Source organism: Eubacterium sp. ER2, from assembly GCF_000765215.1.
GTDB classification, from domain to species: domain Bacteria; phylum Bacillota; class Clostridia; order Lachnospirales; family Lachnospiraceae; genus Claveliimonas; species Claveliimonas intestinigallinarum.
Genome location: NZ_JPJE01000021.1, coordinates 86,538 through 107,641, shown reverse-complemented (window position 1 = coordinate 107,641; position 21,104 = coordinate 86,538). Strand labels below are relative to the sequence as shown.

Below are 21,104 nucleotides of genomic sequence, written 5' to 3'. Positions count from 1 at the left end.
CTTTGATTTGAAAACCAGAGACCATTGTTACTAAAATCGCGATCAGCAGGGGCATCACAGGAAACGCGGACCTGAATATCCAGATGGTCCCGCAGTAGATGGCAAATGCAATCACCTAAAAACAAATATCCGAAGGCATATACCAAAAGCCGGATGCTCCACAAGACCCAAACGGAACATCCGGCTTTCTTTTCGGCCTTACCGGCCTTCTCTTCTATCAAAATTCCTTATTCTTCGCAATCAGCACAGACTGGCTTCCCATGTTCACCACGATCTCTCCATCGATCACGTGAATCTCGTCGAACTCCATGGTGTACCCCTCCTCATAGGAGTAAATCACCCTCCTCATGCTGCTCTTCATGGGCACGCCGATCACCCACACCGGCACCCGCACTTCCCGCAGCTCACTGCTGTGGTTGATAACAACGACAAACTGATCCGTGTCGTTAAACCTCCCGTAGGCCAGGACATTGTCCTGCTTCACCAGCCACTGGAGGGAACCTGTGCGGAACACCTCGTAATTCTTGTGTATGCGGATCAGCTCCCTGTGGTAGTCAATGAGTTCCTGATCTTCCTTTCCCCAGGGGTAGGTCCTTCTGCTGTCCGGATCTGTAAACCCACACAGCCCCGCCTCGTCGCCATAGTAGATGGTGGGCGCTCCCACCCAGGTCATCTGGATGGCCACCGCCTCCCGCATCACAGGCAGGCTCACATACTCCTCCGCCTTCTCCGGCCCCAGGCTGCCGATTCTTCCCACCATATGATTGGTTCTTGTCAGGAACCGGGAGTGGTCGTGGTTGGACAGCTCATTCATGGCCACCTGCTGAGAGGGAGTGAGCATGTGGGACATATGGTGAAAAATAGAGCGCACAAAGCTGTCCGCGTTACCGTGGAGCTCCTCCCTGTCCTCATCGCTGTGCTTCTCCATCCCGGTCAGGAACCAGGTAACAGGCTCCATGAAGGCGTCATAGTTCATAACAGAGTCCCACTCATCCCCCGCAATCCACTCTTTCGGGTCCCCATAGTGTTCCGCCAGGATCAGCGCATCCGGTTTGGCCTTCTTGACCTCACGCCGGAATTTCTTCCAGAACTCGTGATTGTACTCTATGCTGTGCCCCAGATCCGCCGCCACGTCCAGTCTCCAGCCGTCCACATTGTAGGGGGGAGACACCCATTTGCGTCCGATCTCCAGTATATAGTCCTCCAGCTCCTTCGAGCCCTCGTAGTTCAGCTTGGGCAGGGTGTCGTGCCCCCACCAGCCGTCGTAGCTTCCATTGTAGGGCCAGTTCTCATCGCCGTTCTGGAAAAATTCAAAGAAATCCCGGTAGGGGCTGTCCGCGGAGACGTAGGCTCCCTTCTCGTAGCCCTCCTGGTTCTCGTAGATCCGCTCCCGGTCCATCCATTTGTTAAAAGATCCGCAATGGTTGAAAACGCCGTCGAGGATGACTTTCATTCCTCTCCTGTGAAGCTCCTCTACAAGCTCGATAAAAAGCCGGTTGCTGGCTTCCAGGTTCTTCCTGTCCGTCACCCTCTTCTGATATTTCGTCGCATATACATTTTCCTTCACGCCCTCCGGGAGAGGCTCGCCGCCGTCCTCCTCGATGACGCCAAAATGGGGATCGATATAGTCGTAGTCCTGAATGTCATATTTGTGGTTGGAGGGCGAGACAAACAGGGGATTGAAGTAAATGACCTCCACTCCCAGATCCTGGAGATAGTCCAGCTTCTCCATGACGCCCTTCAGGTCACCTCCGTAGAAGCGCCGCACGTCCATGGCCGCCGGGTATTCATTCCAGTCCTTCACATGTTCCACAGGTTCTCCGATATAGATGTACTCTCCGTCTTCCACATCGTTGGATGGATCTCCATTGCAGAAACGGTCCACAAAGATCTGGTACATGACCGCGCCCTTGGCCCAGTCGGGAGTACTAAATCCAGGAGCGATCTGGAACTCATACTCCTCGATCTTCTCCCTGGTGGCGCCAAACTGGTTATAATACCAGACTTCCTCCCCGGCGCGCACCCTGAAGCTGTAGTACAGATTCTCCTCACCCAACTCCAGGGACACTGCATAGTAGTCAAACACCCCGGATGTGCTCCGCTTCTCCATCTCGTACTCTCTGCCGCCCGTCAGCAGGCAGACACTGTCCGCATCGCCTGCTCCGGTGCGGAACTGCAGTGTGACCTGCTGTCCTGGCAGTGGTTCCGGCGGGAAAACGTAATTTCCTGTTCCGTCGCAAAATAATGCATGTATGTTCATTCTATCGCCGCCTGACTTTATATTTCTGAAACTTCAATCCCGTCAAATAAGGACTCGAATTCCTCTCTCGTTATCTTTTCCTTCTCAAGCAGAAGCTGCGCGCATTTCTCCAGCACGCCCTGGTACTTCCGGATGATATATTTCGCGCGCCGGTAGCACGCGTCGATGATGTCCTTGACCTCCTGGTCTATGGTGCTCGCCACCTGCTCGCCGTAGCCTCTGGAGGTGTGGGCCAGATCCCGGCCGATAAACACCTCGTCGCTGTCGTTGTCGTAGTTGACAAGTCCCAGCTTCTCGGACATACCGAACTTTGTGACCATGGATTTGGCAAGGCTGGTTGCCTGCTTGATATCCTGGGACGCTCCGGTGGTGATGTCGTCGAAGATCTCCTCCTCTGCCACCCGGCCTCCCAGAGCCACTGTGATATCCTGGAGCATCTTGCCCTTTGTGTTGAACATCTCATCCTTCTCTGGCAAAGGCATGGTGTAGCCGGCTGCCCCCGTCCCTGTGGGGATGATGGACACACTGTACACAGGCCCCACATCCGGCAGGACGTGGAAGAGGATGGCGTGGCCCGCCTCGTGGTAGGCTGTGATCTTCTTCTCCTTGTCTGAGATGACGCGGCTCTTCTTCTCCGCTCCGATGCCCACCTTCACAAAGGCCTTCCTGATATCTGACTGCTGCAGGTAGACTCTGTTCTCCTTGGCCGCCAGGATAGCCGCCTCGTTGAGCAGGTTTTCCAGGTCCGCACCTGTAAATCCGGCTGTGGTCTGGGCGATCTGCTTCAGGTCCACATCGTCTCCCAGGGGCTTGCCCTTGGCGTGCACCTTCAGGATCTCCTCCCTTCCCTGCACGTCCGGCCGCCCCACGACCACCTTCCTGTCAAAGCGGCCTGGCCTCAGGATAGCCGGATCCAGGATATCTACACGGTTGGTTGCAGCCATGACGATGATGCCTTCGTTGACGCCAAAGCCGTCCATCTCCACAAGGAGCTGGTTCAGCGTCTGCTCTCTCTCATCGTGGCCGCCGCCCATGCCGGTTCCCCTTCTGCGGGCAACCGCATCGATCTCATCAATGAAAATGATGCAGGGCGCATTTTTCTTGGCGTCCTCAAACAGGTCGCGGACACGGGACGCTCCCACGCCCACGAACATTTCCACAAAGTCGGAGCCGGAAATACTGAAGAAGGGAACCCCCGCCTCCCCCGCCACGGCCTTTGCCAGCAGAGTCTTTCCTGTCCCCGGAGGGCCCACCAGGAGCACGCCCTTGGGAATTCTGGCTCCCACCTGGATATATTTCTTCGGCGCCTTCAGGAAATCCACGATCTCCTCCAACTCCTCCTTCTCCTCCTGCAGGCCTGCCACCTGGGCGAAAGTGATCTTCTTATCCTGCTCCGTACTCATCCTGGCCCGGCTCTTGCCAAAGCTCATAGCCTTCGCGTTAGCCCCGCCGTTCTGTCTGTTCATCATGAAGAAGAACAGGAAAAATGCCGCCAGTATGAGGAGCACCGGGAAGATGTTTGTCATAAACCAGTTTTCCTGGGGCACATCTCTGAGCGTGTAGTCCACGCCGTGCTCAGCCAGATAATCCTGTGCCTTGTTGACGTCAGAGACGTAGACCAGCTTCGCCTCGTCCCCCTCCTGGGCGTCATTTACCGTCACCTCCAGCCGTCCTGTCGGCACATTCCGGTTCTGGATGATGGTCACCTCTGAAATCTCTTCATTTTCCACCAGGCTCTCAAAATCCTGGTATGTGATCTGCTTATCCCGCTGATCGATCTGATTGGTGAACCAGAGCGCTGCAAACAGCAATATCACGCACACAAGCAGTGTGGCGCCGCTCAGGCCCCTGCCTCTTTTATCGTTCAAATCTCTGCTGCTCCTTTCTACTCCACACCTTCCACAACTCCGATGTAGGGAAGGTTTCTGTATTTCTGTGCATAGTCAAGGCCGTATCCCACGACAAATTCATCCGGGATGTTAAAGCCCACATAGTCCACTGTCACCGGCTTCACTCTCCGCTCCGGCTTGTCAAGAAGCGTGCAGAGTTTCATGCTCCTGGGCCCTCTCTTCTCCAGAATCTGGATCAGGTAGGACAGCGTCCGCCCGGAGTCAATGATATCCTCCACAATGAGCACATCCTTGCCCTCCAGCGGCTCATCCAGATCCTTGGCAATCTTCACCACGCCGCTGGACGCCGTTCCATCGCCATAGCTGCTGACACTCATGAAATCCATGGAAACCGGGACTGTGATCCTCTTGGCCAGCTCACACATAAAAAACACGCCGCCCTTGAGGACGCAGATCAAATGCACATGCTTTCCCGCATAGTCCTCGCTGATCTGTTTTCCCAGCTCACACACTCTCTTCTCAACTTCTTCTTCTGACACAAGCTCTCTGATTGTCTCTGCCATCGTATTTTCCTCCCTTGTCTGTCGTGACTTCATCTATCCTTATTTCAAGTATCTTCCTCGTCTGTCCGGTCACCTCGTACCCCAGCCCTCCCCGATATCCGATCACCCACAGGATGCGGCTGCCGTCCGCCGCCAGAAGGATGCTGTCCCTCTCCTGTGACGGGATCTTCTCATTGATAAAATACCGGTTGAGCTTCTGCCTGGCCCCATCCCTGTCTATCACAAGATAGTCGCCGGGGCGGCGGGTCCTGATAATAACACTATTTTTTATTATATCATAATCAAACCATTTCGTGTAGGGTGTTTTGGGAATTGCCTCCTCTATCGGGCCTTCTATGTCCGCCGGGTCCAGGATGCGCATCTTTATCTTCCCGCTCACCCCTTCTCTTTTGTCCTCCCCAGGGGCCTGCCAGTCCGCACTGACCACCCGCACCCCCTCGTAGCACCGAAACGCCTTCATCCCATAGGGGAGGCTGAGCCTTCTGCCCACCTGCCTGTCAAATAGTTCCTCCAGATCCTTGAAGTGGACGGTCTCCAGATCCTTTTCCCTGCCGCTGACCTGCCCCAGCACCCGCTTTAAAAGGTAGGGCCGCAGCGCCCTGTCTGTCCCGGCAAATCCCGGGCCGTCTATGACCACTTCTCTCCCCCGGCCATCCGCTCCTGTCCGAAGGGTGGTCAGGCGGGCAGCCGCCTCACCGGTCTGCCTCTCCACGTACTCCCAGAGCTGCGCCATCTGCTCCGCAGTCCCGCACACGTGATCCACGAACCTGGGATTGACCTGCTCCTCCATATATGGAATTATATGATTGCGGATACGGTTCCGTGTATAAGTATCCTCATAATTTGTGGCATCCATACAATAAGAAATATTTTTTTCAGCCAGGAACTCCTCGATCTCCTCCCTGGACACCTCCAGGAGGGGACGGATGTATTTCCCGGAACAGGGTCGGATCCCCCCCATCCCTCGCAGGCCGGTGCCCCGGGCCAGATTGAGGAGCACAGTCTCGGCATTGTCGTTTTTGTGGTGCGCCAGGGCGATTCTGTCGGCGCGCCACCTCCCCGCAGCCTCCTCAAAGGCCCGGCGGCGGGCAGCGCGCCCCGCCTCCTCCTGGGTCATCCCTTCCTCCCGGGCCATCCGGCACACATCCACGTGCACGGTCTCCAGGGGGACCTCCCAGCTTTGGCACAGCTCCTCTACGTAGGCCTCGTCCGCCGCGGCGGCCTCCCCCCGGATGCCGTGGTTCACGTGGACGGCCCGTATCTCCAGGTCATACTCCTTTTTCAGCTCCAGAAGCACACAAAGCAGGCATACGGAGTCCGCTCCTCCCGATATGCCTGCTATGACCACATCTCCTTTATCCAGCATCCCATGCGCCCGCGCATAGTCCCTTATCTTTTCATACATGTCCTTTTCCCTCTGCCCCAGGGCAGGCCTCTTCGCCGTCTATCAAATATATGATGTTGGGGTCAAAAGCCCCCAACTACGATGCCTACAGATTGTTCCGTGCTGCGCACTCTCACAATCCCACCCAATATTCGCATATCGTGGGATATACATCCCACTTTTATGCTCATATCGGGGCGGGTCCCAAGGTCTTTCACCCACTTATGAGCAAGCTCATGTGGGCTTAGACCTTTTGACTTTTGACCCTGGCATCAAATATATAATACTATAAATAATCCGGAGAAAAAATGCAAGCTCTCCCGCACTTTCCAGCCTTTCCGCGCTTTCCTGCCTTTCTATGCTTTCCTGCCGCCTCATACCTTCCACAGCCCCACTGCCAGAATGGTCATATCATCCGCCGGCACCTCCCCGGACATCTCCAGCACCTGCTCCAGCAGATAGTGGGCCAGCTCTCCGGGATTGCTGATGCTGGTGCCCCCGATGAGGGCCGACAGCATAGCCTCCTGGTTCCCCACCGGCAGAGCGTCCAGCACCCCGTCCGTCACCATGATGACAAAATCCCCGTCCGCAAGCTGCCGGCAGGTTCTCTGGATCTCCAGCTCCTGGAGGACTCCTATGGGGAGGGTCGTGGAGCTGATCTTCTCCACCCCGCCTCCGGTCCGTATAAAGGTGGTGGATGCCCCCGCCTTCATGAGCTCACAGGTTCCCTGATACAGGTCGAAGACGCACATGTCCACCGTGGAAAAGCACAGCTCCTCTCTGCCTGCCACCAGGGCTGTGTTCATCATCTGGACGGCGGTCTGGGGCGGAAACCCTGCCTCCAGCAGCTCCTCCAGCATTTCCACCACCATGGCGCTCTCCTGGAAGGCGTGCTCCCCGGAGCCCATGCCGTCGGAGAGGACCACCCCCTCTTTCCCGCCGGGCAGCTGGGTCATGGCAAAGGTGTCCCCGGAGATCTTCTGACAGCCCTTCCCGATCTTGGCCACCCCCTGGATCGTCTGAAAGGCAGGCCCCTCCATAAACACGAGGGTGCCATAGTTCTCCGTGACCACCGGGCACTCCCCCTTCACCAGCAGCATCTGCCGCCCCAGGCTATGGGACAGCGCCTCCGCCGCCTCCCTGGAGGCCACACACTGTCCCTTGGGCGCCCGAACCGTGAGATGAACCTCGTACCTGCCCTGCTTTGTCACGAAAAACACGCTGGACAGAAGCTTCAGCCCTCTCTTCTTCAGCTGGGCCTTCACCTTTCTCTGCAGATGATCATCCACGCAGATCCCCGCGTCCAGCTCCCGGGCCGCGTGCTGTACAAGATCCGCGAAGGCGTTCATGGACGCGGCGCATCCCTCCCGGTTCAGCACCAGCTTCCGGTTCCACACCATTTTCTGCTTCTCCGCCTGAAATACCTCCAGGGTCTCCCGCAGGAAACGGGGCGCCTTCACGCACTGTTTCTGGATCTTTCTCTTCAGCTCCACATTCAGCTCCGCCCCGTACTCCTCGGCGGCGGCCATGATCTCGTAGACCATCTGCCTTGTCCTCTCCCTGCCCTCTCCCAGGCAAATACTCTTCCTCTCGCAGCCCTGGCAGACCTTCTCCGAGACAGCGCAAAGCATCTCGTCGATCTCCTCGCCCGTCAGCGTCCGGCGTCCCTTTTCCAGTCCCAGAAACGTCTCCGACAGGTGCTTCAGGGACCCGGCAAATTTGTCCATCTGTATCACATAGGGATTGACAAAAAGCTCCCTCTCCTTAACCTCGCTCATCTCGATACTCCCCCGCGCCCCAGGGAGCCCGACAGGGCCTCCCGGGAAACAAAAAAGCTTTGGGACTCTTTCCCAAAGCTTTTCTTTTGCATACTTATTTTTGTTCTTATTTTGATTTGAAAATGATCTCGTTCTCATGGACCAGCCCCAGCTTATCCTTCGCTGTCTGCTCCACGTACTCGTCTGTACCTACGTACTCTTCCAGCTTCTCGATCTCCTCCGCGCGGTCCTTCTCTGCCTGGATGTCCTTCTCCAGCTCCTGCTCCTGCTCTATGTAGGCGCTGTTCTTGGCCCGCAGCTCAATGCTGCTCACCGAGACAATGACCGCCAGGAGCAGGATCACCGCGCTGATGCCCAGCATGCTTCTCCTGTGCTGATGCACCTGTTTTTTCCGGCGTCTTGCCCTGTTCTTTTGTTTGATACTTCCCATATTAATTACTCACCCATCTTGCCAGCTGTGTCACTGGTTATTATCTTTAATCTTATCTTTTTTCTCCCGTTTATTCAACCATTTTCACCGAATTTTCCCATTCTTTTCGCATACAATTTTTTTCGCAATTTTCCCGGAATTTTCGACATGCGGGAGAAAAAAAAGCTTCCCAGCACAACACCTAGTATAAAATACCACCTGATGCTACCACTAGTGGTATGGTGAATTTGCACAAACATGTAGAGCGCCGTCCCCAGCCAGAAAAAAAGGTCCTCCGCAGCAATGGCCGCCGGGGTGTGGCGGATGATCCTCCGCAGCGCGCGCAGGCACGTGTAGACGCTGCACACGGTCATTCCCGTCAGCACTGCCTCCAGGAATGAAAGGCCTTCCACCTCTATCCCGTACATGCGTCACCTGAACAGCCTGCTCAGTATATTTTCTCCGGTCTTGGCTGCCGGGTGCACCTCCGAGTAGGCCACGCTGTCTATGGTTCCGGACAGATCCACCTCCCCCTTCTCCAGGCTCAGCCTGTTCACATGCAGGTCAGAGCCCTTGACCATGAGCATCCCCTGCTCGGTCTCCAGGAGGATCTCGTTTAAGTCAAAGGAAAGGACGTCCAGGACGCCTGTTACCAGGCTGGTCTTCCGGTTATTCACAACAAGCTTGTGCGCTCCCCGCGCCTGTTTTTCTTCCATTGCCATCACAACCTTTCTTGATAATCATATGAAAGGCTGTCTGAGATTATTACAGATATTTGAACAGATCCTTGGCCTCCTCCTTTTTGGACGTGTCCTTTATGTCGAGAACCTCCACTTTTACGGCCTTTGTGCCGAACTGAATCTCGATGACATCTCCCGGCTTTACCTTCGTGGACGCCTTGGCCGTGGCCCCGTTTACCAGAACCCTGCCCGCGTCGCAGGCCTCGTTGGCCACAGTGCGCCTCTTGATCAGCCTGGAAACCTTCAGAAATTTGTCAAGTCTCATACTTCACCTCCCTCTCCCCCTGATCTCCGGGGGCCTGCTGCCTCGCGCTCCCCGCTATCGCAAAACGGCACTGCAGCCTTCTCCCGCCGCAGTGCCGTCTTCTATTCCGAAGTATCCGTCAGAATGAGTCTGCGCACATCCTGTCAGATATTCTACATAAATCGCAACAAGCCCTATGCGTTTACAGCATCCTTTAAAGCCTTTCCGGCTTTGAACTTCGGAGCCTTGCACGCCTCGATCTTCATTGTCTGGCCTGTCTGAGGATTTCTTCCCTCTCTTGCAGATCTCTTGCTCACTTCAAATGTACCGAAGCCTACAAGCTGTACCTTCTCCTCTTTCTTTAACTCCTCTGTCACCACATCGACAAAAGCCTTTAAAGCCTTCTCAGCATCCTTCTTGGATATCTCTGCATTTTCAGCAATAGCTGCTACTAATTCTGTTTTGTTCATGGAAAACTCCTCCTTCGACTTATGATAGAACCCTTATCTTATTCTATTCAGCATATTATGCGTCCTGCTCGTATCCCGCAGGGCCGGCGGGACGTCTTTCAATAAAGTTATACAGGTTTTCCCTTTGTTTGTCAAGGGAAAATCCCCGAAAAACCCGGTATTTTCAAGGTTTCCGGGGCTTTTACAGAGAAAACGAAAACAGCTGCTTAAGGAACCTGCGCTTCTCCTCCGTCTGCGCCACCACCGTCTTCAGCTTCTCCACATTTTTCGCCGGGATCCAGGCCTTATTGGAACAGTAGTAGGAGTCCGCCAGCTTCCAGAATTTTTCCGGGTAAATGAGGCGCACCTTCAGGTACTCCACCTCCGCCTCCGCAAGGGGTCGTATGGCGCTGTAGGCGTCCAGCATGTGGTTTCCCGTCTTTACGTTCCACCCGTGCTTCTCCATGGCTTTCCGCAGGAAATAGTAGAGATCCTCCATCTGGATGCCCACCCTGCACCTGTCAAAATTGGTGGTGGCATATCCGCCCGCCATGACAAGGATATTGTGATAATTATAATCCCCGTGGATCATGGTATTATTCTGCACAGAGTCCTTCCATATTTTCCCAAAATCCAGGCGCTCCAGCTCCCCCGAGGCCCCCAGGGCCCACTCGAACATCCCCTCAAAGCACCGCAGGAATTCCAGCTCAAACTCCCCTTTTGGCGACTGCGCTCTCATAAAGCGGCGGATCTTTTTCAGCTCCCGGTTGTGTCTGTCATACTCCTTTTTCAGCCCCTCCGGCTCCCCGGGAGAGCCGTCCTCCTCCGCCTCCGGGCAGGGCGGTACCTGCCGCATAAACCGGTGCAGGTGGGCCAGATTAGCAGTCCCCTCCAGGAGCTCCCGGCTTTTCCGGATATCGCACTCCCGCCCTCTGAACCACTGCTTCAGTATATAGGTCCGCCCCTCGGGGGAGGTGGAGAGAAGGTCGCCCTCGCAGTTGGCCACAGGCAGGTCTGTCCGCATACTCCCCTCCCGGTACAGATGGAGTCCCACATGCCGCATCAGGAGGGCATGACGCCTGGACACCCCCGCCTCCCGGAGCAGAAAAAGTCCCTGGTCTGTATCACAAAAAAACGCACCCCTTGTTTTGCGGGTGCTCTTTACATTGATTGGATATTGCTCCAATATACTCAATTCGTAATCCTGCATATTACCGTCCCCTGCACTCTTCCAATATCATGTTCTGTTTAATGTATGACAGCGGAGACGGTAATATGCCTGTTCCTCTTTTACTTCTTTTTCTCTTTCGCCAGAGCCAGCAGCCTCTCCTTCCCGTTGAGCTCCGGCTCCCGGATCACGTCCTCCAGGAGCCCCTGAAGGATCTCCCCCAGCTCCTTTCCCGGCCGGAAGCCGGCCTCTATGAGATCCCTGCCGTTGACCGCCAAATCCTTCAGCGTAACGCAGTCGCGGCGTTCAAGAGCCTCCCTGTAGAGTCTCTCCACCCCCTCTATGTCCGCCAGCTTCTCCTCCCGGCGGTACGGGCTCTGGGCCAGCACGTCCGCCCGGCGCACCTCCAGGTACAGGGGGAAAAGATCCAGGCCGATCCGGTTCATAGCCCTCCTCACGTATTTCCCCTGGACCGGCATCCGGTAATCATGGTACTTCACAAGGGTCGCCACGTTTTTCAGCGTCTCATTGTCAAACTTCAGACGGCGCATGACCTCCCTCGTGATCTCCTCGCTGCGCAGGGCGTGCTTTTTAAAGTGGGCAGTCCCCTCCTCATCCACAGTCTTCAGATCCGGCTTCCCCATGTCGTGAAACAGCATGGTGAGCCGCAGCACCTTGTCCGGCCGCACGTTCAGAAGAGCGTGGAGAGTGTGCTCACCTACCGTGTACATGTGGTGAGGCGTCTCCTGGGTGGTGGCCATGATCCTGTCGAACTCCGGCAGGAACCAGGCGGTAATCCCCAGCTCCCAGGCGGTTCGAAGCATATCCGGCCTGCCGGACAGGAGGATCTTCAGAAGCTCCGTCTGGATCCGCTCCGCGCTGATCTTCTGCAGCGTGGGGGCCAGCGCGCGCATCCCCTCCCGTGTCTCCTCCTCCAGTTCAAAGCCCAGCTGGGCCGCAAAGCGAACGCCCCGCAGGATCCGCAGGGCGTCCTCCTGAAACCGCTCCCTGGCGTTACCCACGCAGCGGATCACGCCCCGCTCCAGATCCTCCAGGCCGCCAAAGATGTCCACCAGCCCCTCCTCGTCGCTGTAGGCCATGGCGTTGATGGTGAAGTCCCGGCGCAGCAGATCCTCCCGAAGATTTCTCGTAAAGGTCACCTCCGTGGGATGGCGGCTGTCCTCGTAGGCTCCGTCGATCCGGTAGGTGGTCACCTCAAAGCCCTCCCCCTCCAGGAGCACGGTCACGGTCCCGTGCTGGATCCCGGTGTCAAAGGTTCTGGAAAACAGCTCCTTTGTCTGCTCCGGCAGAGCGGAGGTGGTGATGTCCCAGTCCCCGGGCTCCCTCCCCAGGATGGAGTCCCGGACGCATCCGCCCACGGCCCAGGCCTCAAAGCCCGCGCCCCGCAGCGTGCGGATGATCTCTTTTACCTTGTCCGGCATGGAAATGTATATCTTTCTGGCGCCATTCATATCTATCAGTCCTTTACCCTCTGTTATCATGTCTCTATCATAGCCCATTTCCCGTTTTAGGCGCAAGACAAGGGGCGGAAGTTTTTGTCCTTCCGCCCCTGTATCCTGTCTTTTCTGTATGGTTTCTCCCGCTTTTTCCGGGCTCTGCCCGGGAAAGCAAAAGGCGGGGATTAGTAGGATTTGCCCCAGTATGCCATGTGCTTGGCCGGCTTGCCGCACCAGATACACTTGTCGGAGATGAACTCCTCGTCCTCGATAAGGCATCTTGTGGCAGCGCCGCCTGTGGCGTACTTCACTTCGCCCTCGCACTCCGGATCTCCGCACCAGCAGGCCTTTACAAAGCCTCTGTTGGCCTTGAACTTCTCCACCATCTCATCCATGGTTGTGGCTCTGTCGATGTGGTCGTTCAGGAACTTCTCGGCCTTCTTGTACATATCCTGCTGGATGGTCTCCAGGATCTCACGCAGCTTTCCTGCGATCTCGTCGAGAGACACAACGATCTTCTCTCTTGTATCCCTGCGGACTACCACTACCTGGTTCTTCTCGATATCCTTCGGTCCGATCTCGATACGTGTGGGGATACCCAGCATCTCCTGCTCGGAGAACTTCCAGCCTGTGCTCTTGTCGGAGTCGTCGATCTTTACCCTGTATCCGGCTTTCTTCAACTCATCCAGCAGTGAGAAGGCGCGGTCCAGCACTCCCTCCTTGTGCTGTGCGATGGGGATGATGCGGCACTCTACAGGAGCCACGTGAGGCGGCAGAACCAGTCCGCTGTCATCGCCGTGAACCATAATGATGGCGCCGATACTTCTTGTGGACCATCCCCAGGATGTCTCGTACACGCTCTGGAGCTGGTTGTTCTTATCCAGGTACTTGATGCCGAAGGCGTCCGGGAAGCCGCTTCCGAAGAAATGGCTGGTGGCTGACTGGAGCGCCTTTCCGTCGTGCATCAGAGCCTCGATTGTGTAGGTGTCCTGAGCGCCGGCGAACTTCTCATGCTCTGCCTTTCTTCCGGACACGAAGGGGATCGCCAGCGTCTCTCTGTAGCAGTCCTCATATACGTGGAACATCTGGATGGTGCGGGCCTCTGCCTCCTCGTATGTGGCGTGGATCGTGTGTCCCTCCTGCCACAGGAACTCTCTTGAGCGAAGGAAGGGCCTTGTTGTCTTCTCCCAGCGAAGCACGGAGTTCCACTGGTTCCACACCTTGGGAAGGTCTCTGTAGGATTTGACAGTCTTTGCCCAGAGGTCGCAGAACAGTGTCTCAGACGTAGGACGGATGCAGAGGCGCTCCTGCAGTCTCTCCATGCCTCCGTGTGTCACCCAGGCTACCTCAGGCGCAAATCCCTCGATGTGATCTGCCTCCTTCTCCAGAAGACTCTCCGGAATGAGCATGGGCAGGCATACATTCTCCACACCTGTCTCCTTGAAACGTCTGTCCAGATCCGCCTGGATCAGCTCCCAGATGGCGTAGCCGTTGGGAAGGTAGTTCAGACATCCCTTTACGCTTGAGTAGTCGCACAGCTCAGCCTCCCGAACCACATCTGTGTACCACTGCGCAAAGTTCTCATCGCGGGAAGTGATATTTTTTACCAGTTTCTTTTCATTTGCCATGACTTTTTTCTCCTTTTTTCTCGATTTTTCTGCGGAGGACTTCTGATCCTGGGAAATAAAAAATCGCCGGACCTCTCGTCTCCCCGAAAAAGGGACCGAAAAGTTCGGCGGTACCACCCTAATTAACTGCAGCCCTTCTGCAGTTCTCTCTGGCTGTCATTAACGCTGACATGACGCTGTATTTTCATACAGAGGCTCCAAGGTAGGTTCATGATACCCGTATACAGGGAACTCTCAGCCGCAGGATCCCTTCTCTGTGTGCACCGGTCTTACCATTACTATTCCTCTTCACTGCCAGTCCTGCCTTCCGCAGCCATCACTGCCGGCAGGTATGCTTTTGTCTGAATATATCAGTTAAACAGAATTTTAGCGAATACAGTTTTATTTGTCAAGGGGTGAATTTTCCGCCGGCCCATCTGCCTTGAGCCCCTGCGGCCGAAATGCTATAATAACTCCAAATTGTTTTATTACAAAAGGAAGGAGGGACTGAAAATGTCTCAGACCCACACCATACACTCACACCCGGGCCAGAGCCCCCAAAGCTCCTGGAGTATCCTCTACGAGGACGGGGACATCCTGGTCTGCGCCAAGCCCCACGGCCTGCCCGTCCAGAGCCGCCGGGCGGGCTCGCCGGACCTGGAGAGCCTGCTGAAGACCCATCTGGTCCGCCAGGGACAGAAGCCCTACCTGGCTGTCATCCACCGGCTGGACCAGCCGGTCTCCGGCCTTCTTGTCTTCGGGAAGACGAAAAAAAGCGCTTCCTCGCTGAATGCCCAGCTCACAGGCGGTTCCTTCGGGAAGCATTACCGGGCGCTTGTGGACCGCTGTCCGCCCACCCCCTCCGGCACGCTCCAGGACTATCTTGTAAAGGACGGGCGCTCCAACACCTCCCGGGTCTGCTCTCCGGACACCCCCGGCGCAAAAAAGGCAGTCCTTGAGTACCGCACCGTCTCAGGGGAGTCCTCCTTTTTTCCGGACGCCAAAGAGGGGCAGACAGAGCTGGAGATCCACCTCCTGACCGGCCGCCACCATCAGATCCGGGTACAGCTGGCCCACCTGGGATGTCCCTTGGCAGGGGACACCAAGTACAACCCGTCAGCCCTCTCCCCGGGCTCCTGGCAGGTGCTGAAGCTGTGCGCCTTCCGGCTGGAATTTCTCCACCCGGTCACCGGAAAGAAAATGCAGTTCTGCCTGGAGCGGGACGTGTAAGCCCCCTTACCCGTCGATGGGCTCCTGCTCCAGGGCCGCGAAAAAGAGCTCGTAGGCGTCGTTCTGCCCATCCAGGAGAGGAGAATTTTCTCCGCCGCCGTTGGTGCTCCTCTTGATCTCGGCGTAGAATTCCTCCCCCGCGTTCACCAGCTCCATCTCGTATATCTCATATCCCAGCTCCCGGCACTTCCGGCAGAAGGCCCCCAGGGGATCGTCCTCCTCCCTGGTGGCCAGCAGAGCCTCCTTGAGCTCCGGGTCCTGATGGGCCCTGTGCTGCAGCTCCTCCAGCATTTCCATAGTCGTTGCCATATCTATCTCTCCTTTCTGTCTCCCTCATCAGTCCTGTATCCGCACAGGCATCTCCAAATCCGTCCTCCAGAAAGCTGGAGGACCGCACGATAATAGGGCTCTGCCCGAAATACTCCAGTATGGAGCGGAACTTCTCCCGGATATTCGGGGGAAATTCGCCTGCCAGCAGGGCCTCTCTGAGCTCCTTCGACCGGCTGAAATAGCCCTCCTGGGTCCTCTGGGCAATCCGCAGCTCCCAGCAGCTGTTGGACACAATATAGGTGTAAAACACATCCGACCCAATGTAGAAAGAGTCATGGGGCTCCAGGTACGCCCCGCACCCGGGCAGCTCCTTCCGGACAATCTTTCGGGCCAGCAGCATCTCCTGGAGCTCTTCCTCCTCCAGGATGCGGTAGTAGCGGCTCAGGGCCACGCCGTCCTCCACAGTCTTCAAAGTCCCCTTCCCGGGATCGCAGGCGTGAGGGAGGAACATTTTGGCCGAATACCGGTTCCACACCTTCAGGGGATGGAGATAGTAGAAGCCATCTCCCCTGTACACATCCAGGAAAACCTGCGTCGTGTCCCGTATCCTGGCCACGGCGTCAAAGGAATGGCGTCCCCGCAGCAGCGGAAAATAGGCCACTGTGTCCAGCCGGAACAGGTAAGGACAGGTAACGCGAAAAAAATTCCCCATCATCAGATCCGTATACCACACGGACTGGAGAGCGGAGAGGCTGTCGAAGACATAGAAAGCCTCCCTTCCATTTTCTGTGATACAGTTATAGATGTCAACCGTAAAAGCCTCAAAACCTTTATCCGGGTCAAACTCCCGGATCTTAAGTCCCGGCCGGGGTGCCAGCAGGGGCTCATGCCCGGCGAACTTCATATAGACAGTAGTCCGGCCGTCGGCGATGGCCCGCTCCGCAAAGGGCTCCGCAAAATACCGGAACTGGTCCAGGCTCTTTACCCTCCACACAACATTGTCCCCAAGCCGAATGTTGTCCAGAAGCCGGTCTACGTCCGGAAAACCGCTTAAAATCCTGTCAAACGCACTCATATTCTGTCCCTGCCTTCCCACATCTGGCTATCTCCATCTTTTCATCTGCCATTCCACCTGCTGCCCTATGGCTGCCCCGGCCGCCTACGCCGGGGTGTCTCCCTTGGGCTGCCAAAAAGGCGCCGGGAAATCCCTCTCCGGATTTCCGCAGCGCCTTTGCTGTCCGCTGGTCACTCACACCAGCCTTTGTTTTCTTTTACTTCCAATCTATGGATCAGGCCATCTCCGGCTCGGCTTCCGCCTCCTGGCTCAGCGCCTCCTCGTACTTCTCCAGGATAATGCTCTGGATCCGCTCTCTTGTGGCGGAATTGATGGGATGGGCGATATCCCTGTACTCTCCGTCCAGCGCTTTCTTGCTCGGCATCGCGATGAAAAGCCCTTTCTCTCCTTCAATGACTTTAATGTCATGCACAACAAATTCTTCATCCATTGTGATGGACACCACTGCCTTTAATTTCCCTTCCTTCGCAACTTTCCGCACGCGTACATCTGTGATCTGCATATCTTCTAGCCCCTTTCTTGTCAGTCACTGCATCTTTTTCCTTTTCTCTTACAGTGCATATCTCTCATTTTTTTCGACTACTATCTTTACGCCGTTCTCGCCTACGTGGCGCGTATTGGCCCGGATCGTGTCCCGGCTCTCCACGATACAGTTCTCAATATAGGTGTTATCGCCCAGATACACGTCATTGAGAATGATCGAGTTCTTGATCACGCAGTTATTCCCCACAAAGGTCTTCTTGAACAGCACGGAGTTCTCCACTGTGCCGTTGATAATGGACCCGCTGGCCACAAGGCTGTTCTTTACAACAGCCCCCGGATTGTATTTTGCCGGTGGCAGGTCGCTGACCTTGGAATAAATGCCCGGATATTCCTTGAAGAAGTAATTTCTCACTTCCGTCTTCAGGAAATCCATGTTGGTCTTATAATACGCGTCAACTGTAGCAATATTGCTCCAGTAGTCTTTGATCTTATAGCCGTATATCTTCTTCAGATTTTTGTATCTGATGAGGATATCCGTCACGAAGTCATGCCTCTCCTCCTCGGCGCAGTGCTCAATCAGGTCGATGAGCTGGCGCCTTCTTATGATGTAAATGCCTGTGGAGATGGTGTTGTAGGCAGCCATCATGGGCTTCTCCTCAAACTCCTCCACCCGCATGGTCTCGTCCATCTTCAGGGTGCCGAAACGTGTGGCATCCTCCCCCGGCTGCAGATCCCTGCACACGATGGTGATGTCCGCCTTCTTTGCTATATGATATTCCAGAACCTTGTTGTAATCCATCTTGTACACCGCGTCTCCGGAAGTAATGATCACGTAGGGCTCATGGCATTTCTTCAGGAAATCCAGGTTCTGGTAGATGGCGTCCGCCGTCCCCCTGTACCAGTAGCCATTGTCCGCGGTGATGGTGGGAGTGAACACAAAGAGTCCTCCCTGCTTTCTTCCGAAATCCCACCACTTGGAGGAATTCAGATGTTCATTTAAGGAGCGGGCATTGTACTGTGTCAGCACAGCCACCTTCTGGATATGAGAGTTGGTCATATTGCTCAGGGCAAAGTCGATGGCCCGGTAGCTCCCCGCGATGGGCATGGCCGCAACGGCCCTCTTCTGGGTCAGTTCTCTCATCTTGTTGCTGTTCCCGCCTGCTAATATAATTCCTACTGCTCTCATATTCTCTCACCCGCCTTTATCAATGTCTCTCCGCTCTCCAGCACGCCGCCGGGGTAATCCTCCTTCACTGTCACGCCGCTGATGGCAGTATTCTTTCCGATCTGCACGCCCTCGGGTATGACGGAATTTTCCCCGATGGTCACAAGGCCGAAGGAGTAAATGTTCGGCTTGAGCTTGTTCGGCACATCCGCGCCCGTGCCCAGAGTGGCGTTGTCACTGATCTGCACGCTCTCCGCGATAATGGCCTTGTCAATGATACAGCCCGCGCCGATCTCCACATCCTTCATGATAATGGAATCCCGGACCACGCTGCCGGGTCCGATGGTCACGCCGGAGCCGATAACGCAGTTGTGGACCTCCCCATAGATCTCTGCGCCGTCTCCTATGATACTCCTGTCGATGATGGCAGTGTCCGCAATGTACTGGGGCGGGATGATATCACTGTTCGTGTAGATCTTCCAGAACTCCTCATACAGGTTGAACTCCGGTATGATGTCGATGAGCTCCATGTTGGCCTCCCAGTAGGATCCCAGCGTTCCCACATCCTTCCAGTAGCCATTGTACTCGTAGGCGAAGAGACGCTTGTCTTTCTCGTGGCAATAGGGGATGATGTGCTTTCCAAAATCACAGCCGGGCACGTCCTTCAGATCCATCAGCGCCTTTTTCAGCACCGGCCAGCTGAAGATGTAGATGCCCATGGACGCCAGATTGCTCTTTGGCTCCGGCGGCTTCTCCTGGAACTCCGTGATGCGGCCGTCAGAGTCCGCCACCACGATACCGAAACGGCTGGCCTCCTCCATAGGAACCGGCATGGCGGCTATGGTCACATCCGCGTCGTGCGCCTTGTGGTAGTCCAGCATCACCTCATAGTCCATTTTATAAATGTGGTCTCCCGACAGGATCAGCACATAGTCCGGATTAAACGTGCTCATGTAATCCAGATTCTGATAGATCGCGTTGGCTGTACCTGTGTACCACTCACTGTTTGAGCTCTTCTCATATGGCGGGAGAATGGACACTCCTCCGATGTTGCGGTCCAGATCCCACGGAATGCCAATCCCGATATGTGTATTGAGCCGCAGCGGCTGGTACTGGGTCAGAACGCCCACAGTGTCGATCCCCGAGTTGATACAGTTACTGAGCGGAAAATCTATAATTCTGTATTTCCCCCCAAAAGCAACGGCCGGCTTGGCAACCTTCGCCGTGAGGACTCCAAGTCTGCTGCCCTGTCCTCCTGCCAGCAGCATTGCTATCATTTCTTTTTTAATCATGCCATCACCCCTTCTCAGCAATTTTATAATGACTCTTATTATACCATACTTCCGTATTTAAGTGAACATATTTTACAAAAAAAGTGATTATTCTACTATTTTTTTATCGATATATCACAAAAAAAGTTTCTTGGCTTTTCTATTATATATGTTTATAATAATATAAATGAGGCACAGATCGCCTTTTTCGGCGCTTCGCCATTCTTATATGTATTGCTATTGACGGATATTATTTTACAGAAAGGTATGTTGATCATGTATAAAATCAATTTTCATGAACCTGTTCACGTGCACTTTATCGGCATCGGCGGCATCAGCATGAGCGGCCTGGCTGAGATCCTCCTCAAGGAGGGCTTCACCATCTCCGGCTCTGACGCCAGGCAGTCTGCCCTGACAGACCATCTCTCCTCCCTGGGCGCGCAGGTCTTCTACGGGCAGAAGGCCTCCAACATCATCCCCGGGATCGACGTGGTCGTGTACACAGCGGCCATCCACGAGGACAATGAGGAGTACGCCGAGGCTGTAAGGCAGGGTCTTCCCATGCTCAGCCGGGCGGAGCTCTTGGGCCAGCTCATGCGGAACTACCGGGTTCCTGTGGCCATCTCCGGCACCCACGGAAAGACCACCACGACCTCCATGCTCTCCCACATCCTTCTGGCGGGGGAGAAGGATCCCACCATCTCCGTGGGCGGCATCCTGAAGGCCATCGGGGGAAATATCCGGGTGGGTGGCTCCGACATCTTTGTGACGGAGGCCTGCGAGTACACCAACAGCTTCCTCCACTTCTTCCCGAAGATCTCCGTGATCCTCAACATTGACGCGGACCACCTGGACTTCTTTAAGGATCTGGAGGATATCCGCCACTCCTTCCGGAAATTCGCCCAGCTCCTGCCTGAGGACGGCGTCCTCATCATCAACAAAGGCATTGACAGACTGGAGGAGATTACGGAAGGGCTGAAATGCCGGATCATCACCTTTGGCCTGGAGCCGGATGCGGATTACTCTGCCGGCTCCGTCTCCCACGACGAGTTCGGCGACGCTTCCTTTGACCTCATCCGGAACGGCCAGAACGCAGGGCGGATCCGCCTCTCCGTGACAGGGGATCACAATATCTGCAACGCTCTCTCCGTCATCGCGGCCGCAGACCTGCTGGGCGTGTCCCTGGAGGACGTGCAAAAAGGTCTCTCCTCCTTCCGGGGGACAGACCGCCGCTTTGAGCACAAGGGCGACTGGAACGGAGTCACCGTCATCGATGACTACGCCCATCATCCCACAGAGATAAAGGCCACTCTGAAGGCGGCTGCAGCCTACCCCCACCGGGAGATCTGGTGCGTGTTCCAGCCCCACACCTACACCCGCACCAAGGCCCTCTTTGACGATTTCTCCGACGCACTCACTCACGCGGATCACGTAGTGCTGGCGGATATTTACGCCGCCCGGGAGACGGACACGCTGGGCGTGTCCTCAGAGCTGCTGGCAAAGGCTCTGAAGGAGAAGGGCTGCGACGCCTTCTACCTTCCCTCCTTTGAGGCCATCGAGGAATTTCTCGGCAAGCACTGCCAGAAGGGGGACATGTTGATAACTATGGGGGCCGGAAACGTTGTAAACATTGGAGAGGATCTGCTGAAAGGCTAGTTATCCACATTTTCCACAGGATTTTATCCACAAAAAAGATGGATT

19 protein-coding genes, 1 pseudogene and 1 other annotated feature are annotated in these 21,104 nt (G+C 55.5%); of the genes and pseudogenes, 2 read left to right on the top strand and 18 right to left on the bottom strand.

The window, feature by feature from the left end; all coding sequences use genetic code 11:
• Positions 1-217: 217 nt before the first annotated feature.
• The 13 genes and pseudogenes from NI21_RS0108580 to proS form a co-directional block, all read right to left on the bottom strand.
• Positions 218-2,260, bottom strand: a complete 2,043-nt coding sequence (locus tag NI21_RS0108580; protein WP_033125816.1) for a glycoside hydrolase family 13 protein — start codon at positions 2,258-2,260, stop codon at positions 218-220.
• A gap of 17 nt (positions 2,261-2,277) precedes the next feature.
• A complete protein-coding gene (gene ftsH / locus NI21_RS0108575; protein WP_033125815.1) occupies positions 2,278-4,128 on the bottom strand; it encodes an ATP-dependent zinc metalloprotease FtsH in 1,851 nt (616 codons plus the stop codon).
• A 17-nt stretch (positions 4,129-4,145) separates the two neighbouring features.
• Positions 4,146-4,673, bottom strand: a complete 528-nt coding sequence (hpt, locus tag NI21_RS0108570; RefSeq protein ID WP_033125814.1) for a hypoxanthine phosphoribosyltransferase — start codon at positions 4,671-4,673, stop codon at positions 4,146-4,148.
• Positions 4,630-6,078 carry a tRNA lysidine(34) synthetase TilS gene (gene tilS / locus NI21_RS0108565; protein WP_081958023.1) on the bottom strand — a complete coding sequence of 483 codons (1,449 nt, stop codon included), beginning with the start codon at positions 6,076-6,078 and terminating at the stop codon, positions 4,630-4,632. The genes hpt and tilS overlap by 44 nt, the downstream gene beginning before the upstream one ends.
• 353 nt (positions 6,079-6,431) lie before the next feature.
• Complete coding sequence (locus NI21_RS0108560; protein ID WP_033125812.1) at positions 6,432-7,835, bottom strand: SpoIIE family protein phosphatase; 1,404 nt, start codon at positions 7,833-7,835, stop codon at positions 6,432-6,434.
• Positions 7,836-7,941: 106 nt separating this feature from the next.
• On the bottom strand, positions 7,942-8,265 hold the full coding sequence (locus NI21_RS0108555; RefSeq protein ID WP_033125811.1) for a septum formation initiator family protein: 324 nt from the start codon (positions 8,263-8,265) through the stop codon (positions 7,942-7,944).
• A 74-nt stretch (positions 8,266-8,339) separates the two neighbouring features.
• Positions 8,340-8,672: a spore cortex biosynthesis protein YabQ gene (yabQ, locus tag NI21_RS0108550; protein ID WP_033125810.1), complete on the bottom strand. Its 333-nt coding sequence runs from the start codon at positions 8,670-8,672 to the stop codon at positions 8,340-8,342.
• A gap of 3 nt (positions 8,673-8,675) precedes the next feature.
• Positions 8,676-8,960 carry a sporulation protein YabP gene (yabP, locus tag NI21_RS0108545; protein ID WP_033125838.1) on the bottom strand — a complete coding sequence of 95 codons (285 nt, stop codon included), beginning with the start codon at positions 8,958-8,960 and terminating at the stop codon, positions 8,676-8,678.
• 49 nt (positions 8,961-9,009) lie between these two features.
• Positions 9,010-9,249: an RNA-binding S4 domain-containing protein gene (locus NI21_RS0108540; protein WP_033125809.1), complete on the bottom strand. Its 240-nt coding sequence runs from the start codon at positions 9,247-9,249 to the stop codon at positions 9,010-9,012.
• 173 nt (positions 9,250-9,422) lie between these two features.
• Positions 9,423-9,713 (bottom strand): annotated as a pseudogene (locus tag NI21_RS0108535) (HU family DNA-binding protein); the annotation flags it as partial.
• Between the two features lie 166 nt (positions 9,714-9,879).
• Complete coding sequence (locus NI21_RS0108530) at positions 9,880-10,887, bottom strand: MarR family transcriptional regulator (protein WP_033125807.1); 1,008 nt, start codon at positions 10,885-10,887, stop codon at positions 9,880-9,882.
• An 80-nt stretch (positions 10,888-10,967) separates the two neighbouring features.
• Positions 10,968-12,317 (bottom strand): CCA tRNA nucleotidyltransferase, encoded by a 1,350-nt coding sequence (locus NI21_RS0108525; protein WP_138303380.1) that lies wholly within the window; start codon positions 12,315-12,317, stop codon positions 10,968-10,970.
• A gap of 170 nt (positions 12,318-12,487) precedes the next feature.
• Complete coding sequence (gene proS, locus NI21_RS0108520) at positions 12,488-13,930, bottom strand: proline--tRNA ligase (protein ID WP_033125806.1); 1,443 nt, start codon at positions 13,928-13,930, stop codon at positions 12,488-12,490.
• Positions 13,931-14,017: 87 nt separating this feature from the next.
• Positions 14,018-14,231, bottom strand: a binding site (T-box leader).
• Positions 14,232-14,422: 191 nt separating this feature from the next.
• On the opposite strand from proS, the gene NI21_RS0108515 reads away from it, so the two are divergent.
• Positions 14,423-15,139, top strand: coding sequence for an RluA family pseudouridine synthase (locus NI21_RS0108515; protein WP_052084019.1), 717 nt, complete (start codon positions 14,423-14,425; stop codon positions 15,137-15,139).
• A gap of 6 nt (positions 15,140-15,145) precedes the next feature.
• Here the strand turns inward: NI21_RS0108515 and NI21_RS0108510 are convergent, their stop codons facing one another.
• The 5 genes from NI21_RS0108510 to NI21_RS0108490 all read right to left on the bottom strand — a co-directional run bounded on the left by NI21_RS0108510 (position 15,146) and on the right by NI21_RS0108490 (position 19,424).
• Positions 15,146-15,418: a hypothetical protein gene (locus NI21_RS0108510; RefSeq protein WP_243127193.1), complete on the bottom strand. Its 273-nt coding sequence runs from the start codon at positions 15,416-15,418 to the stop codon at positions 15,146-15,148.
• Positions 15,306-16,505, bottom strand: a complete 1,200-nt coding sequence (locus tag NI21_RS16380; RefSeq protein WP_242842831.1) for a PEP/pyruvate-binding domain-containing protein — start codon at positions 16,503-16,505, stop codon at positions 15,306-15,308. Before NI21_RS16380 ends, NI21_RS0108510 begins: the two co-directional genes overlap by 113 nt.
• Before the next feature lie 193 nt (positions 16,506-16,698).
• Positions 16,699-16,986, bottom strand: coding sequence for a septation regulator SpoVG (gene spoVG / locus NI21_RS0108500; RefSeq protein WP_033125804.1), 288 nt, complete (start codon positions 16,984-16,986; stop codon positions 16,699-16,701).
• 48 nt (positions 16,987-17,034) lie between these two features.
• Complete coding sequence (gene glgD, locus NI21_RS0108495; protein ID WP_033125803.1) at positions 17,035-18,153, bottom strand: glucose-1-phosphate adenylyltransferase subunit GlgD; 1,119 nt, start codon at positions 18,151-18,153, stop codon at positions 17,035-17,037.
• On the bottom strand, positions 18,150-19,424 hold the full coding sequence (locus NI21_RS0108490; RefSeq protein WP_033125802.1) for a glucose-1-phosphate adenylyltransferase: 1,275 nt from the start codon (positions 19,422-19,424) through the stop codon (positions 18,150-18,152). Before NI21_RS0108490 ends, glgD begins: the two co-directional genes overlap by 4 nt.
• Before the next feature lie 255 nt (positions 19,425-19,679).
• On the opposite strand from NI21_RS0108490, the gene murC reads away from it, so the two are divergent.
• Complete coding sequence (gene murC / locus NI21_RS0108485) at positions 19,680-21,059, top strand: UDP-N-acetylmuramate--L-alanine ligase (protein ID WP_033125801.1); 1,380 nt, start codon at positions 19,680-19,682, stop codon at positions 21,057-21,059.
• The last annotated feature ends 45 nt before the right edge of the window (positions 21,060-21,104 follow it).

Excerpts from the sequence above, each read along its gene's own strand:
- NI21_RS0108515 (WP_052084019.1), top strand. The coding sequence starts at position 14,423 with ATGTCTCAGACCCACACCATACACTCACACCCGGGCCAGAGCCCCCAA.
- NI21_RS0108580 (WP_033125816.1), bottom strand. The coding sequence starts at position 2,260 with ATGAACATACATGCATTATTTTGCGACGGAACAGGAAATTACGTTTTC.
- tilS (WP_081958023.1), bottom strand. The coding sequence starts at position 6,078 with ATGTATGAAAAGATAAGGGACTATGCGCGGGCGCATGGGATGCTGGAT.
- NI21_RS0108490 (WP_033125802.1), bottom strand. The coding sequence starts at position 19,424 with ATGATTAAAAAAGAAATGATAGCAATGCTGCTGGCAGGAGGACAGGGC.
- NI21_RS0108555 (WP_033125811.1), bottom strand. The coding sequence starts at position 8,265 with ATGGGAAGTATCAAACAAAAGAACAGGGCAAGACGCCGGAAAAAACAG.
- hpt (WP_033125814.1), bottom strand. The coding sequence starts at position 4,673 with ATGGCAGAGACAATCAGAGAGCTTGTGTCAGAAGAAGAAGTTGAGAAG.
- NI21_RS0108525 (WP_138303380.1), bottom strand. The coding sequence starts at position 12,317 with ATGAATGGCGCCAGAAAGATATACATTTCCATGCCGGACAAGGTAAAA.
- spoVG (WP_033125804.1), bottom strand. The coding sequence starts at position 16,986 with ATGCAGATCACAGATGTACGCGTGCGGAAAGTTGCGAAGGAAGGGAAA.
- murC (WP_033125801.1), top strand. The coding sequence starts at position 19,680 with ATGTATAAAATCAATTTTCATGAACCTGTTCACGTGCACTTTATCGGC.
- yabP (WP_033125838.1), bottom strand. The coding sequence starts at position 8,960 with ATGGAAGAAAAACAGGCGCGGGGAGCGCACAAGCTTGTTGTGAATAAC.
- NI21_RS0108530 (WP_033125807.1), bottom strand. The coding sequence starts at position 10,887 with ATGCAGGATTACGAATTGAGTATATTGGAGCAATATCCAATCAATGTA.
- proS (WP_033125806.1), bottom strand. The coding sequence starts at position 13,930 with ATGGCAAATGAAAAGAAACTGGTAAAAAATATCACTTCCCGCGATGAG.
- NI21_RS0108560 (WP_033125812.1), bottom strand. The coding sequence starts at position 7,835 with ATGAGCGAGGTTAAGGAGAGGGAGCTTTTTGTCAATCCCTATGTGATA.
- glgD (WP_033125803.1), bottom strand. The coding sequence starts at position 18,153 with ATGAGAGCAGTAGGAATTATATTAGCAGGCGGGAACAGCAACAAGATG.
- NI21_RS0108540 (WP_033125809.1), bottom strand. The coding sequence starts at position 9,249 with ATGAGACTTGACAAATTTCTGAAGGTTTCCAGGCTGATCAAGAGGCGC.
- yabQ (WP_033125810.1), bottom strand. The coding sequence starts at position 8,672 with ATGTACGGGATAGAGGTGGAAGGCCTTTCATTCCTGGAGGCAGTGCTG.